Consider the following 13568-nt stretch of genomic DNA (forward strand, 5'->3'; position numbering starts at 1 on the left):
CGGGAAAAAGATTCAGAGCATTTTGCGGATCACGTAATGCAGAATGCCGCCGTTCTGGAAGTACGTCAGCTCATTGCCCGTATCAATACGGCAGCGCGCGTTCACCGTTTCCGTATTCCCGTCGGCAAAGGTGATGTGTACCGCGACATCTTGTCCCGGCGTCAGGGTTTGCAAACCCCGGACACTGATCTGCTCATCGCCGGTCAGTTTCAGCGTTTTGCGCGTCACGCCCTGCGGGAATTCCAGCGGTAAAATCCCCATGCCGATCAGGTTGGAGCGGTGAATACGTTCGAAGGATTCCGCAATCACCACGCGAACACCCAGCAAACGCGGCCCTTTCGCCGCCCAGTCACGGCTTGACCCGGAACCGTACTCTTTACCGGCAATCACCGCCGTCGGCACGCTTTCATGCTGATAGCGCATCGCCGCATCGTAAATCGCCAGTTGATCCTGCGACGGAATATGGCGGGTAAATCCCCCCTCCACGCCCGGCACCATTTCGTTTTTGATACGGATATTGGCGAACGTCCCGCGCATCATCACTTCATGGTTACCGCGCCGCGAACCGTAAGAGTTAAATGCCTTCGGCTCTACACCGTGCTGTTTCAGATACAACCCCGCCGGGCTTTCGGCTTTGATATTCCCGGCTGGCGAGATGTGGTCAGTGGTAACGGAATCCGCCAGAATGGCCAGAATTCGGGCATCGTTGATGTCTTGCAGCGCGTCCGGCTCCGCTTTCATGTCGCTGAAGAACGGCGGATGGCGGATGTAGGTCGAATCTTCCTGCCAGGTGTAGGTCGGCGTGCCTTCAACCTGAATCGCCTGCCAGCTGGCGTCACCGTTAAACACTTCCGCATATTCTTTATGGAACATCGCGGTGGTGACCTGCCCGACCGCATGGGCAATTTCTGTCGCCGACGGCCAGATATCTTTCAGATAAACCGGTTTGCCGTCTGCATCTTCCCCCAGCGGATCGTGGGTAAGATTGACGTTCATGTTCCCGGCCAGCGCGTACGCCACCACCAGAGGTGGAGACGCCAGCCAGTTAGTTTTGATCAGCGGATGAATACGCCCTTCGAAGTTTCGGTTGCCGGAAAGCACCGCGCCGACGGTTAAATCCCCGGATTTAATGGCGGATTCAATCGGTTCCGGCAGCGGCCCGGAGTTACCGATACAGGTGGTACAGCCGTATCCCACCAGATTGAAACCGAGCTGTTCAAGGTATGGCATCAGACCGGCAGCATTCAGATAATCGGTCACCACTTTGGAACCCGGTGCCAGCGAGGTTTTCACCCACGGTTTGCGGGTCAGCCCCTTCTCTGCGGCATTTTTCGCCAGCAAGCCGGCTGCCATCAGCACGCTGGGGTTTGACGTGTTGGTACAGGACGTAATGGCGGCAATCACCACTGCGCCGGTCGTGAGCGCGTAATGCTGGCCTTCTAGCGTGAAGGTTTCCTTGTCGCTACGCCCCGGTTTACTGTTTCCCAACTCCAGTTCAGTGGCCGCTTTAAACGCCTTCGGCACATCCGGCAGCGCCACGCGATCCTGCGGACGTTTCGGGCCAGCCAGACTCGGTTCAACGCGGCCCATATCCAGCGACAGCGTACTGGTGAATACCGGCTCGTCGCCCGCATTGCGCCATAACCCCTGAGCCTGCGAATAAGCTTTAACCAGTTCGATCTGCTCGTCGCTGCGGCCGCTGAGTTTCATATAACCGAGCGTGACGTCATCCACCGGGAAGAACCCGCAGGTGGCCCCGAACTCCGGCGACATATTGGCGATCGTGGCGCGGTCGGCCAGCGGTAAATCCGCCAGCCCGTCGCCGTAGAATTCAACAAATTTGCCAACCACGCCGTGCTTACGCAGCATCTGCGTGACGGTTAACACCAGATCGGTTGCGGTGATGCCTTCGCGTAATTTGCCGGTCAGCTTGAAGCCAACGACGTCGGGGATCAGCATGGAAACCGGCTGGCCTAGCATCGCCGCTTCCGCCTCAATCCCGCCGCAGCCCCAGCCCAGGATCCCCAGACCGTTAATCATGGTGGTGTGCGAATCGGTGCCGACCAGCGTGTCCGGGTAGGCGATCGTTTTACCGTTCTGTTCTTCGTACCAGACGGTCTGCCCGAGATATTCCAGGTTAACCTGGTGGCAAATTCCGGTGCCCGGCGGCACAACGCGGAAACGATTAAACGCTTTCTGGCCCCAGCGGAGGAACTGATAGCGTTCGTTGTTACGTTCCATTTCCAGCCGGACGTTTTCATCAAACGCTTCGTCATCACCAAATTCATCTACCGTCACCGAGTGGTCGATAACCAGATCGACAGGCGATAACGGGTTCACCTGATCGACATTACCGCCGAGACGTTTTACCGCCTGCCGCATGGCGGCTAAGTCCACCACTGCCGGTACACCGGTAAAATCCTGCATCAGAACGCGCGCAGGCCGGTAAGCGATTTCACGATCGGCGTGGCCTGTTTTCTGCCAGCCAACCAGTTCGCGCAAATCACTTTCCGTTACGGTGTCGCCATCCACGTGGCGCAGTAAATTTTCGAGTAAAACTTTGAGGGATTTTGGCAGGCGCTGGAGTTCACCCAGCGTTTGGGCTGCGAGCGGCAGGCTGTAGTAATGAAACTCCTTGTTCTGGACTGCCAGTTTATCCAGACTTTTCTCACGAATATCGGACGACATAGCTTCTCCTTTTACTGCTCATTTCTCGCGCCTGCGTGGCTATCAGGGAATAACCCGCAAGCTTATAAGTGCATAGTTAAACATAACACAAAATTCAATTAACATTTTAATAACAACACGAAGTGTTCATCAGGCAAAAAAAATCCCGCGGCATCGTAAGACGGCGCGGGACAGAGATTTTCAGCAAAGCGTGGCGGTTTATTTCACCGGCAACTTAATGTCTTTGAACATCTCTTCGATATCTTCATTCGAGCGCAGAGAAATGGCGGTGTCCACCACGTCGCGCGTCAGATGTGGCGCAAAGCGTTGGATAAAATCGTACATGTAGCTGCGCAGGAAAGTACTGCGGCGGAAACCGATTTTGGTGGTGCTGTACGTGAAGATATCACGCGCATCGACCGTCACCAGGTCCGGATCCTGAATCGGATCTACTGCCATGCTGGCGATAACGCCGACGCCTAAACCAAGACGGACATAGGTTTTGATCACGTCAGCATCAGTGGCGGTAAAGACGATCCGCGGCGTCAGCCCGGCGCGGTTAAACGCGGTATCCAGCTCAGAACGGCCGGTGAACCCGAACGTGTAGGTGACAATCGGATACGCCGCTAACTCTTCGATGGTGACTTTATCTTTGCCCGCCAGCGGATGATCCGGCTGAACCACAACCGCACGGTTCCAGTGGTAGCAAGGGAGCATAATCAGGTCGTCGTAAAGATGCAGCGCTTCGGTCGCAATCGCGAAATCAGCATTACCTTTGGATACGGCCTCGGCGATTTGCGTTGGCGAACCCTGATGCATGTGCAGTGAAACGCGCGGGTAGCGCTCGATGAAACCTTTAATGACGTTTGGCAGTGCGTAACGTGCCTGAGTGTGTGTCGTGGCGACGTACAGTGACCCTTTATCGGGATACGTGTGCTCGCCCGCGACGGCTTTAATGGCGTCAACTTTAGACAGCACTTCACGCGCGATACGGATAATTTCCTGCCCGGCGGGCGTGACCTGCGTCAGATGTTTACCGCTGCGGGAGAAAATCTGGATACCCAGCTCATCTTCGAGCATGCGTACCTGCTTACTGATCCCTGGCTGCGACGTGTACAGGCCTTCTGCCGTCGAACTGACGTTCAGATTGTGATTAACAACCTCTACGATGTAGCGCAGTTGCTGCAATTTCATATCTCATACCACCCTGGTTTCAAACCCTGTCACCATCCCTGTTCACCCGCTGGCTGAACAGACTGGAAATGATTTTTATTGAATGCCCGAAGTCTGTATTGCGTCGTCTTATGTCACTGACGCATTAGCTTATTACAAATGTGAATAAAAACAAATTTTATATAACAATTATATCAAAAGCTGACACATTGTATAGCCAGATAACATAAGGATTACAGCAGGCAGCACTGCCCTGAGAAGATATTCGCGAAGAACCTGTCGATGATAGATCTTATTACAATAAAAAAACCAGCCCGAAGGACTGGTTTTTTACAAACGAATAACAATGGGTTCCGGCTCAATAATACTATTTCTTTCCTTCTACCCATTTACCGTCAACATAGAATGCCGTCCAGCCGGTGGCTTTACCGTCTTTTTCTGAAGACACGTACTGCTGCTTCGTTTTACGGCTGAAACGCACCATCGATTTATTGCCTTCCGGGTCAGCCACTGGCGCATCGGCCAGATAGCTAAGTTTTTCCGGCAGACGATCTTTAAAGCGCTTCAGCTCTTCCACCAGCGGCGCACGGGTTTCACGCGATTTAGGGAAAGTATTGGCCGCCAGGAAAACACCTGCCGCGCCATCACGTAAAACGAAATAGGCGTCAGACTTTTCACATTGCAGTTCCGGCAAGGGAACCGGATCTTCTTTCGGCGGCGCAACATCACCGTTACGCAGGATCTTACGGGTATTTTTACACTCGTCGTTGGTACAGCCCATGTACTTACCGAAACGTCCCATTTTCAGGTGCATTTCAGAACCACATTTCTCACACTCAACGATCGGGCCGTCATACCCCTTGATACGGAACTCGCCTTCTTCGATTTCGTAGCCGTCACATTCCGGGTTGTTACCGCAGACATGCAATTTGCGCTGGTTGTCGATCAGGTAACTGTCCATCGCCGTGCCGCATTTGCCGCAACGACGTTTGGCGCGCAGCGCATTGGCTTCCGCTTCATCACCTTCAAGGATGTTCAGAACTTCAGCATCCGCAATCAGGTTGATGGTGGTTTTGCAGCGCTCTTTCGGCGGCAACGCATAACCGGAACATCCGAGGAACACCCCGGTGCTGGCGGTACGGATCCCCATCGGGCGGCTGCACGTCGGGCATTCGATGCTGGTCAGAACCATCTGATTCGGGCGCATACCGCCTTCTTCAGGGTCTTTCTCGGCCGTTTCGAGCTGCTTGCTGAATTCGGTGAAGAACTCATCCAGAACGGCTTTCCATTCTGCTTTATTGTTCGCGACCTGGTCCAGCCCGTCTTCCATGCGTGCGGTGAAATCATAGTTCATCAGTTCGCGGAAATTATCTTCCAGACGATCAGTGACGATTTCACCCATTTTTTCCGCATAGAAACGGCGGTTTTCAACGTGTACGTAGCCACGATCCTGAATGGTCGAAATGATCGACGCGTAGGTAGACGGACGGCCAATACCGCGTTTTTCCAGCTCTTTCACCAATGACGCTTCGCTAAAACGTGCAGGCGGTTTGGTGAAATGCTGAGTTGGCAGCAGCTGTTGCAGTTCGAGTTCGGTGCCGACTTCAATCGCTGGCAGCGTTCTGTCTTCGTCGCCTTTACGCAACGCTGGCATAACTTTCGTCCAGCCATCGAAACGCAGCGTACGGCCTTTGGCACGCAGGGAATAATCGCCCGCTTTCACCGTTAGCGTGGTGGAATCATACTGCGCCGGTGTCATCTGGCAGGCCACAAACTGGCGCCAGATCAGCTGGTAGAGACGCTGCGCATCTGCTTCCATATCTTTGAGCTGCTCAGAAACCACGGCAACATCAGAAGGACGGATCGCTTCGTGCGCTTCCTGAGAATTCTCTTTGTTGCTGTACTGCAACGGCGCTTTCGGCAGGTATTTATCGCCAAAGTTTGTGCCGATGTAACCGCGAACCATTTCTACAGCGTCCTGGCTCAGGTTGGTGGAGTCAGTACGCATGTAGGTGATGTGACCGGCTTCGTAGAGACGCTGCGCCATCATCATGGTTTTCTTCACGCCAAAGCTCAGACGGGTACTTGCCGCCTGCTGCAATGTGGAGGTAATAAAAGGAGCACCCGGTTTGCTGCTGGTCGGTTTATCTTCACGATCCACCACCTGATAACGCGCTTTTTCAAGCAGCGAAACAGCCGCGTGGGTTTGTTCTTTATTGACCGGTTTGAACGGTTTATCGAGGTGATGCGTCACTTCCATTTGCAGGGCGGTTTCTTTCTTCGCCAGCAAATCAGCGTGCAGCTCCCAGTATTCTTCCGGCACGAACGCTTTGATTTCTTTTTCGCGCTCAACCACCAGACGAACCGCTACGGACTGAACACGGCCTGCGGATAAACCACGGGCAATTTTCTTCCACAGCAGCGGGGAAACCATGTAACCCACCACGCGGTCCATAAAACGACGCGCCTGCTGAGCATTCACCCGATCAATATTCAGTTCGCCCGGTTCTTTAAAGGCATTCTGAATCGCGTTTTTGGTAATTTCGTTAAATACCACGCGGCTGAAACGTTTGTCATCACCACCAATCACTTCCCGCAAATGCCAGGCAATCGCCTCTCCTTCGCGGTCAAGGTCGGTTGCGAGATAGATGTGGTCAGCTTTTTCCGCTAACGCTTTTAACTCAGCAACGACTTTTTCTTTACCGGGAAGTATTTCGTACTGCGCTTCCCAACCATGATACGGATCGACGCCCATGCGATTAACCAGCGCGGTTTTCTCATCCTTTTTTACTTTTTTCTTTGTTTTTTCTTCGGTTGAGTCGGCGGTCTTTTTAGCAGCGGATCCACTGGTTGGTAAATCACGGATATGACCGACGCTGGACTTAACCACGTAGTCATTTCCTAAATATTTATTAATCGTTTTGGCTTTTGCCGGGGACTCAACTATTACGAGAGCTTTACCCATAATTACCTTTACCTGAATGATTCTTCATCATCTGAAGAAGATTTTGTCTAGTTATGCCGCGGCACAATATCACGTCTTTTTTTATATTGCGGCAGTGAGTCAGAACGTCAACTTATTTCTTTAAAAGAACAAGCGAACTGACTTCCAGAGGTTCAAAACACTGATTCTGCGAGGGATTAACCAGACAGGGTTCAGCAGAATGTGCTCTTTCCTATGTCAAATAATGACCAAGCGTAAACAAAACATTCCACCTGAAGCCACAAAATCCCACACTCTACCTGATTAAAATCGTCACGCAAACTAATTAACACGGAAACGCCCTTTTCGCCAATGTGTTCAGTCCTTTCGGCGAATCGTTCAAATAATAACCACAATGTAAAGCCATTACCCATAGCCGATTTGCGGTTTTAACAACGGCAGGATTACAATAACGTCAGCAATTATAGTGGGGAGTAAATATCATGCACGAAAATACATCGGCAATAAGTCGCGAAGCTTTACTGGCAGAAGCGAATAAGGTTATCCGTGAGCACGATGAGTATCTTAGCGGAATGGCTGCGACAGAAGTTGAACAGAAAGGCAATGTGCTGGTTTTCCGTGGTGAATTCTTCATGGATGAAAACGGTTTACCGACCCGAAAAACCACTGCGGTATTTAATATGTTTAAACACCTGGCTCATCTTTTTTCAGAAAAATACCATCTCGAAGATTGAGATAAAAAAGCCGCTATAAAAGAAGACGCAACCGGTTAGCTTTCCGGGAAACCTGAGCCGATAAAAAAAAGGGACCGAAGTCCCTTTTTCTTTGCGCTTTTAATGAGGCAAAGCGTTTACAGCAATGGCTTCTGACTGCGCTGCAACCAGCGCAGGAACAGACGGTCAGCGCTTTCTGCCGCGCTGCCTGTGAATCTGTCCATCATGCGTTTACGTCGGGCATAACGCACCGCAATCACTTCATGATTTTTCATTTCCGCAATCAGTAAATCATCACTGGTGCCGATGGCGTCAATCAGGCCATTTTCACGTGCCTGCGTACCAAACCAGTGTTCACCGGTTGCCACGGCATCGATATCCAGAGACGGACGATTCTGATGCACAAATTCCTTGAACAGCACGTGCGTTTCGTTGAGATCTTCGCGGAATTTCTCGCGCCCTTCTTCGGTGTTCTCACCGAGCAGCGTCAGGGTGCGTTTGAATTCTCCCGCCGTATGCAGTTCGATATCAATATCGTTCTTTTTCAATAAGCGGTTGAAGTTAGGGATCTGCGCAACCACGCCTATCGAGCCGATAATGGCAAACGGCGCGGCGACAATGCGGTCAGCTACGCAGGCCATCATATATCCTCCACTGGCGGCGACTTTATCTACCGCCACCGTCAGGCGGATCCCGCTCTGCCGCAGACGAACCAGCTGCGAAGCGGCCAGACCATAACCGTGAACCACGCCGCCAGGGCTTTCCAGGCGTAACAGCACTTCGTCTTCCGGCGTAGCCACCGCAAGCACTGCTGAAATTTCTTCGCGCAGCGAAGTCACTTCATGCGCGTCCATACTGCCTTTGAAGTCGAGAACATACAGGCACGGCTTGGATTGGGTTCCCCCCGCTTTGGCCTGTAGTTTTTTCTGTTTAGCTTCAGCTTTATCCTTTTTCTTCAGTTCTTTACTGCGGATTTTCAACTCCGCAGGACTCAGACGCGCGCTGCGCATTTCACGCTGCATTTCGCGGTACTGCTCCCCTAAATCGACCAGCTGCAACTCACCTTTTCCGTGAGATTTGCGATGACGAAGGCCGACCACCAATACCACCAGCGCACCAATGGCGATCACTACGGTCACTACTTTGGCCAAAAACAGCCCATAAAGAGAAAGTAAATCCACACAAACCGCCTTTTCGATGTGGTAATAAAACCGTTATGAAAGATGCTGAACATTCTAGACAATCGGCGCTGCGGCGTCTTGTTCGAAGATGACATCATGCCAGAGACTAAAAGTGAGTGCGCCATTGTTCCAATTTTGTTACAAAAGAGCTGTCTGTTTTTGGGTTAATCATTGAAACTCCTGCCCATTTAAGGCATATAACCGGTGATCAACTCCGAAACACCCCAAATTCACATCAAAATGTCGGACTCCGGTCGAGCGCAACTTCTCCCGTACCCGGCATTTTTGATACTCAGCGCGCCTGATGTGATGACGGCCATCGCCGCCACATCGCGCCCCGACCTATGAGGACCGCCCATGCATTACCATCCGAAATCTGACCTGCTCAACAACCGTATTATTCTGATCACCGGCGCAGGCGATGGCATCGGGCGCGAAGCGGCGCTGACCTACGCCCGCTTTGGCGCGCAGGTCATTTTACTCGGACGCACCGAAAGCAAACTGGCCAGCGTTCAGCAGGAAATTGCCGCTAAAAACCTGCGGCCTGCGTTCATTTATGCGCTCGATTTACTGACCGCCAGCGAGCAGGATTGCCAGCGCGTCGCCAGCCAGATTGCCGGATGGGTGCCACATCTCGACGGCGTTTTACATAATGCCGGGCTGCTGACAGAGATTACACCGATGGCCGAAATCAGGCTGTCGGACTGGATGAACGTGATGCAGGTGAATGTCAACGCGACGTTTATGCTGACGCAGGCCTTGCTGCCACTGCTGCTCAAATCCGCCAGCGCGTCGCTGGTGTTCACAACGTCCAGCGTCGGGCGCGAAGGCCGCAGCGGCTGGGGCGCGTACGCGGTATCGAAATTCGCCACCGAAGGCATGATGCAGGTGCTGGCCGAAGAACATAAACACACGGGTCTGCGGGTGAACTGCATTAATCCGGGCGGAACCCGCACCGGCATGCGCGCGTCGGCGTTCCCCGATGAAAACAAAGATAAACTCAAAACACCGGCTGACATCATGCCGCTGTATCTCTACCTGATGGGCGATGACAGCCGTCGTAAAACCGGTATCAGCTTTGATGCCCAGCCAGGCCGTAAAGCCGGTCCAGCCGAATAACGGAGCCAAACATGACTGAAGATCGCCACAAGCAGCGCCAGCAAAAGCTGAAAGAACAGGTTGATGCGCGCATTGACGCGGCAAAAGAGCAGCGCGGGATTTTGATTGTGTTTACCGGCAACGGCAAAGGTAAAACCACCGCGGCTTTCGGGACAGTCACCCGCGCCGTCGGGCACGGAATGCGCGCAGCGGTGATCCAGTTTATTAAAGGCGAATGGCCGAACGGCGAGAAAAATCTGCTCGAGCCACACGGCGTGGAATTTCAGGTGATGGCGACCGGTTTCACCTGGGAAACACAAAATAAAGAAACCGACACTGCTGCCTGTCAGGCCGTCTGGCAACATGGAAAACGGATGCTGAACGATGCCACCCTGGATCTCGTGGTGCTCGATGAGCTGACGTATATGGTCAGTTTCGGCTATCTGGATTTGCAGGAAGTGGTTGATGCGCTGAATGCCCGTCCGGCGCACCAGACGGTGATTATCACCGGCCGCGGGTGTCATCGGGATCTGCTGGAGCTGGCCGATACCGTCAGCGAACTGCGTCCGGTGAAGCATGCTTTTGATGCGGGCATTATGGCGCAGCAGGGCATTGACTGGTAACACCCTGCTTTACTTTGAAACGTAAGCTTTAAAACTTAAGTTTCAAAGCGTTATCTGACACTCCGCCAGTGTTGCCATTTCATTATGGACAGCGCAGGCAGCATCGATCAGCGGTAACGCCAGCGCGGCACCGCTGCCCTCGCCCAGACGCAAATTCAGGTCAAAATACGGCTGCAAACCCAGCGCCTCAAGGGCAATTGTCGCACCCTGCTCCGCAGAAATATGTGACGGAATAAGATACGGTTTCAGGGCCGGTGCAATCTGGCAGGCCGCCAGCGCCGAGGCGTAAGACAGGAAACCGTCCAGTACCACCGGAATTCCGGCCGCCGCCGCCCCGATCATTGCGCCCGCCATACCGGCAAGCTCAAACCCGCCGACTTTCGCCATGACATCCAGCGCATCCGAAGCATCCGGCTGATTTACCGCAATGGCTTTTACCACCACGCTGATTTTATGGGCCAGCCGCTCCGGCGGAAGATTTGCGCCCAGCCCGACCGTTTGCGCAGGCGCTGCCCCGGTCAGCACCGCCACCATCGCCGCCGCGGGCGTGGTGTTTGCCATACCCAGCTCACCGACCGCCAGCAGAGACAACCCGCTTTCCGCTTTCGCAATCACACGTTCTGCGCTCCAAATGAGCAGCGATTCTGCCTGTTCACGGGTCATCGCCGGGCCGGTCGCAATATTGCCGGTGCCTTGCGCGACCTTGTGGTTCAGCGTGCCGGGAATATCCGGGCCGAGTATCCCGCAGTCGACCAGCGTCACCTGCGCACCGGCGTTACGCGCCAGCACGGAAACTCCGGCTTTTCCCTGCACAATATTCACCGCCTGAATTGCGGTGACGACCTGCGGCGAAGGCGTTACGCCTTCGTGCCATACACCGTGATCGGCAGCCATCACCAGAATTTCTTTGCTGGGGAATTTTAGCGGTGCTTTACCGCGGATAGACGCCAGCTGAACAGCCAACTGCTCCAGACGCCCGAGACTGCCCAACGGTTTAACCAGGCTGTCCAGACGTTCTTCGGCAGCCCGTGCGGCCTCTGCGTCGGGTTCAGCAATCTGACGGATGATATTTGCCAGCGAAGCCATCGGTGTTCCTTATCGTGATTTAAAAATTAAATACCGCTGTCGTTGAAACGTTGGATAACGCAGGCTCCCGGGCTTAAATCGATCTCACACAGGCAGCCTTGTTTAAACGGAAAGCGCCACATGTCAGCAGGCGCGAGTTTCAACATCATCGCCAGCAACAGGCTGAGTGAACCCTGATGCGCCACAATAGCCACGCAGCTTCCCGGCGGACGCAGGTGAATTTGCTGCAACGCCTGACGGATCCGCCCGGTGAATTCGGTGAAGGATTCGCCCTGAGGCACTGCCGCTTTTTGCCAGTCCTGACACCACTGCTGATAACCTTCTGCCTCAGAGGCTTCAAGCTCTTTGTGATGGCGCATTTCCCATTCGCCGAATCCCATTTCTCTGAACAGAGGCTGGCTTTCTACCGCGATTTCGCGCCCTTTAACGATAAATTCAGCCGTGGCCTGGCTGCGCCGCATGCCGGAGTGGATCACGCAGTCGAGCGGTTTTTCTGCCAGCTGACGGGCGACGTGCTGCGCCTGAGTTTCGCCTTGCGCGGTCAGCGCGATATCGCTGCTGCCGCAGAAAACGCCGTCGACGTTTGCCTGAGTTTGTCCGTGTCGTATCAGATACAGTTTCATTTATTTTTCCGGGTCTCAGTGCCATAAAAAGAAGAAAAGAAAAACCAGTTCGCTTAATTCGCAGGCCGCACCCAACGTGTCACCCGTTTGCCCGCCTATACGGCTGGCGACAAAACGGCGGAAGGCGAAGGTAAAGCACAGCGTCACCAGCAGGGCAAACAGCGTGGAGAAACCGGCGATAAACAGAACCAGGGCGGCCATCAGCAGCAGCGTCGCATAAAAGCGCCCTTCGCTGATTTTGCCGATAAACAGATTGCCCATGCCCGATTCACGGGCGTATGACTGTCTGAACATCATGACGGACATCATTCCCCGCCCGATAACGGGCGTTACGACCAGCACTGCAAATACTGCCAGCCCGTCGGCACTTAGCTGATAAATCAGCGCCGTTCGCAGTAAAATCGCGACAATCAGCGCCAGTGCGCCGTTGGTGCCAATGCGGCTGTCACGCATAATCTCCAGAATGCGTTCCCGGCTGCGCACCGAGAACAGCCCGTCGCAGGTGTCCGCCAGCCCGTCAAGGTGCAGTGCGCCGGTCAGCATAATATGAGCGATAACCGCGGCAACCGCCGCCGGAAATGCGCCAACGTGCTGAACCAGAATCCCCCAGACCAGCGCAGAAAGCAGGCCGACAACCAGCCCGATCAAAGGGAAATACACAATCCCGCGCGGGTAATCCTTCATTTCAACACCGTCACACCAGCGTTCTTGTACCGGTATGCGGGTGAGGAACTGCAACGTTGCGAGAAACAGACGCCAAGTCATCATCGTAATATCCTTTTTTTACGCAGACGTTTTTACCGGCACCGGGATCCCGGAAACCACCAGATATACGTCATCCGCCGCAGCCGCCAGTTGCTGGTTCACCCGCCCGGCGATGTCACGAAAGCGCCGCGACAACAGGTTATCCGGCACAATCCCCATACCGACTTCATTGGTGACGATAATCACTTCCGTTTCACAATGCTGCGCGGCATCCGCGAGTTCAGTGATTTGCGCCAGAATATGTTCTTCGATAGCGGTGAAATCCATCGCTTCCGGCTCAGTTTCACCGGCCATATCAAACAGCAGATTTGTGATCAGCGTTGTGATGCATTCAATCACGATCGTCGGGAATTCAGTCTGCTTCAGGCGGACAACGTCGCCTAAATCACGATGACTTTCGAACGTGTGCCAATGCGCCGGACGCTGCTGCTGGTGGAAGCGGATCCGCTCGGCCATTTCCGTATCCGTCACCGCCGACGTGGCGATATACAACACGTCTCCGCCCCGTTTTTCTGCGATCTGTTCAGCAAAACGGCTTTTGCCGCTGCGCGCACCGCCGGTAATCAGCATCATAATCGGCTCCCTTTGGGTTAAGCGAACAATCACGTTTCGCCCTGATTTTTGAGCAAAAAAAACCGCAGCCGGTGAGAGCTGCGGTTTATGAGCATAACGGTTAGCCGTTCGCTTGTCAGCGA

The 13568-nt window shown here is 53.7% G+C and carries 11 protein-coding genes; 3 read left to right on the forward strand and 8 right to left on the reverse strand.

The features are described from left to right. Positions 1-12: 12 nt before the first annotated feature. The 3 genes from acnA to topA all read right to left on the reverse strand — a co-directional run bounded on the left by acnA (position 13) and on the right by topA (position 6805). Positions 13-2688 (reverse strand): aconitate hydratase AcnA, encoded by a 2676-nt coding sequence (acnA, locus tag J1782_RS06285; protein ID WP_217152673.1) that lies wholly within the window; start codon positions 2686-2688, stop codon positions 13-15. 198 nt (positions 2689-2886) lie between these two features. Further along, complete coding sequence (gene cysB / locus J1782_RS06290; RefSeq protein WP_152325944.1) at positions 2887-3861, reverse strand: HTH-type transcriptional regulator CysB; 975 nt, start codon at positions 3859-3861, stop codon at positions 2887-2889. 346 nt (positions 3862-4207) lie between these two features. Continuing rightward, positions 4208-6805 (reverse strand): type I DNA topoisomerase, encoded by a 2598-nt coding sequence (gene topA / locus J1782_RS06295; RefSeq protein WP_152325943.1) that lies wholly within the window; start codon positions 6803-6805, stop codon positions 4208-4210. Between the two features lie 461 nt (positions 6806-7266). Between topA and J1782_RS06300 the strand changes: the two genes are divergently transcribed. Continuing rightward, positions 7267-7518 (forward strand): YciN family protein, encoded by a 252-nt coding sequence (locus tag J1782_RS06300; protein ID WP_152325942.1) that lies wholly within the window; start codon positions 7267-7269, stop codon positions 7516-7518. Positions 7519-7634: 116 nt separating this feature from the next. On the opposite strand, the gene sohB is transcribed toward J1782_RS06300, so the two are convergent. Next, on the reverse strand, positions 7635-8678 hold the full coding sequence (gene sohB, locus J1782_RS06305) for a protease SohB (protein ID WP_217152674.1): 1044 nt from the start codon (positions 8676-8678) through the stop codon (positions 7635-7637). A 357-nt stretch (positions 8679-9035) separates the two neighbouring features. Between sohB and J1782_RS06310 the strand changes: the two genes are divergently transcribed. Both J1782_RS06310 and cobO read left to right on the forward strand, forming a co-directional pair. Continuing rightward, positions 9036-9797, forward strand: a complete 762-nt coding sequence (locus J1782_RS06310) for a YciK family oxidoreductase (protein ID WP_217152675.1) — start codon at positions 9036-9038, stop codon at positions 9795-9797. Between the two features lie 11 nt (positions 9798-9808). Continuing rightward, positions 9809-10399 (forward strand): cob(I)yrinic acid a,c-diamide adenosyltransferase, encoded by a 591-nt coding sequence (gene cobO, locus J1782_RS06315; RefSeq protein WP_152325939.1) that lies wholly within the window; start codon positions 9809-9811, stop codon positions 10397-10399. A 42-nt stretch (positions 10400-10441) separates the two neighbouring features. Here cobO and cobT read toward each other — a convergent pair whose 3' ends face one another. The 4 genes from cobT to cobU are packed head-to-tail and all read right to left on the reverse strand — an operon-like array spanning position 10442 to position 13446. Continuing rightward, positions 10442-11485 (reverse strand): nicotinate-nucleotide--dimethylbenzimidazole phosphoribosyltransferase, encoded by a 1044-nt coding sequence (cobT, locus tag J1782_RS06320; protein ID WP_217152676.1) that lies wholly within the window; start codon positions 11483-11485, stop codon positions 10442-10444. Positions 11486-11511: 26 nt separating this feature from the next. Next, positions 11512-12108 (reverse strand): alpha-ribazole phosphatase, encoded by a 597-nt coding sequence (gene cobC, locus J1782_RS06325; RefSeq protein WP_217152677.1) that lies wholly within the window; start codon positions 12106-12108, stop codon positions 11512-11514. 15 nt (positions 12109-12123) lie between these two features. After that, positions 12124-12876 (reverse strand): adenosylcobinamide-GDP ribazoletransferase, encoded by a 753-nt coding sequence (gene cobS / locus J1782_RS06330; RefSeq protein WP_217152678.1) that lies wholly within the window; start codon positions 12874-12876, stop codon positions 12124-12126. A gap of 15 nt (positions 12877-12891) precedes the next feature. Continuing rightward, entirely contained in the window at positions 12892-13446 is a 555-nt protein-coding gene (gene cobU / locus J1782_RS06335) for a bifunctional adenosylcobinamide kinase/adenosylcobinamide-phosphate guanylyltransferase (RefSeq protein WP_152325935.1), read from the reverse strand. Positions 13447-13568: the final 122 nt, after the last annotated feature.

This window comes from Rahnella sp. BCC 1045 (assembly GCF_019049615.1).
Classification (GTDB): domain Bacteria; phylum Pseudomonadota; class Gammaproteobacteria; order Enterobacterales; family Enterobacteriaceae; genus Rahnella; species Rahnella contaminans.

Bases quoted from the DNA above. Each gene is read 5' to 3' on its own strand.
- acnA (WP_217152673.1), bottom strand. From the start codon at position 2,688: ATGTCGTCCGATATTCGTGAGAAAAGTCTGGATAAACTGGCAGTCCAG.
- cysB (WP_152325944.1), bottom strand. From the start codon at position 3,861: ATGAAATTGCAGCAACTGCGCTACATCGTAGAGGTTGTTAATCACAAT.
- topA (WP_152325943.1), bottom strand. From the start codon at position 6,805: ATGGGTAAAGCTCTCGTAATAGTTGAGTCCCCGGCAAAAGCCAAAACG.
- J1782_RS06300 (WP_152325942.1), top strand. From the start codon at position 7,267: ATGCACGAAAATACATCGGCAATAAGTCGCGAAGCTTTACTGGCAGAA.
- J1782_RS06310 (WP_217152675.1), top strand. From the start codon at position 9,036: ATGCATTACCATCCGAAATCTGACCTGCTCAACAACCGTATTATTCTG.
- cobO (WP_152325939.1), top strand. From the start codon at position 9,809: ATGACTGAAGATCGCCACAAGCAGCGCCAGCAAAAGCTGAAAGAACAG.
- cobT (WP_217152676.1), bottom strand. From the start codon at position 11,485: ATGGCTTCGCTGGCAAATATCATCCGTCAGATTGCTGAACCCGACGCA.
- cobC (WP_217152677.1), bottom strand. From the start codon at position 12,108: ATGAAACTGTATCTGATACGACACGGACAAACTCAGGCAAACGTCGAC.
- cobS (WP_217152678.1), bottom strand. From the start codon at position 12,876: ATGATGACTTGGCGTCTGTTTCTCGCAACGTTGCAGTTCCTCACCCGC.
- cobU (WP_152325935.1), bottom strand. From the start codon at position 13,446: ATGATGCTGATTACCGGCGGTGCGCGCAGCGGCAAAAGCCGTTTTGCT.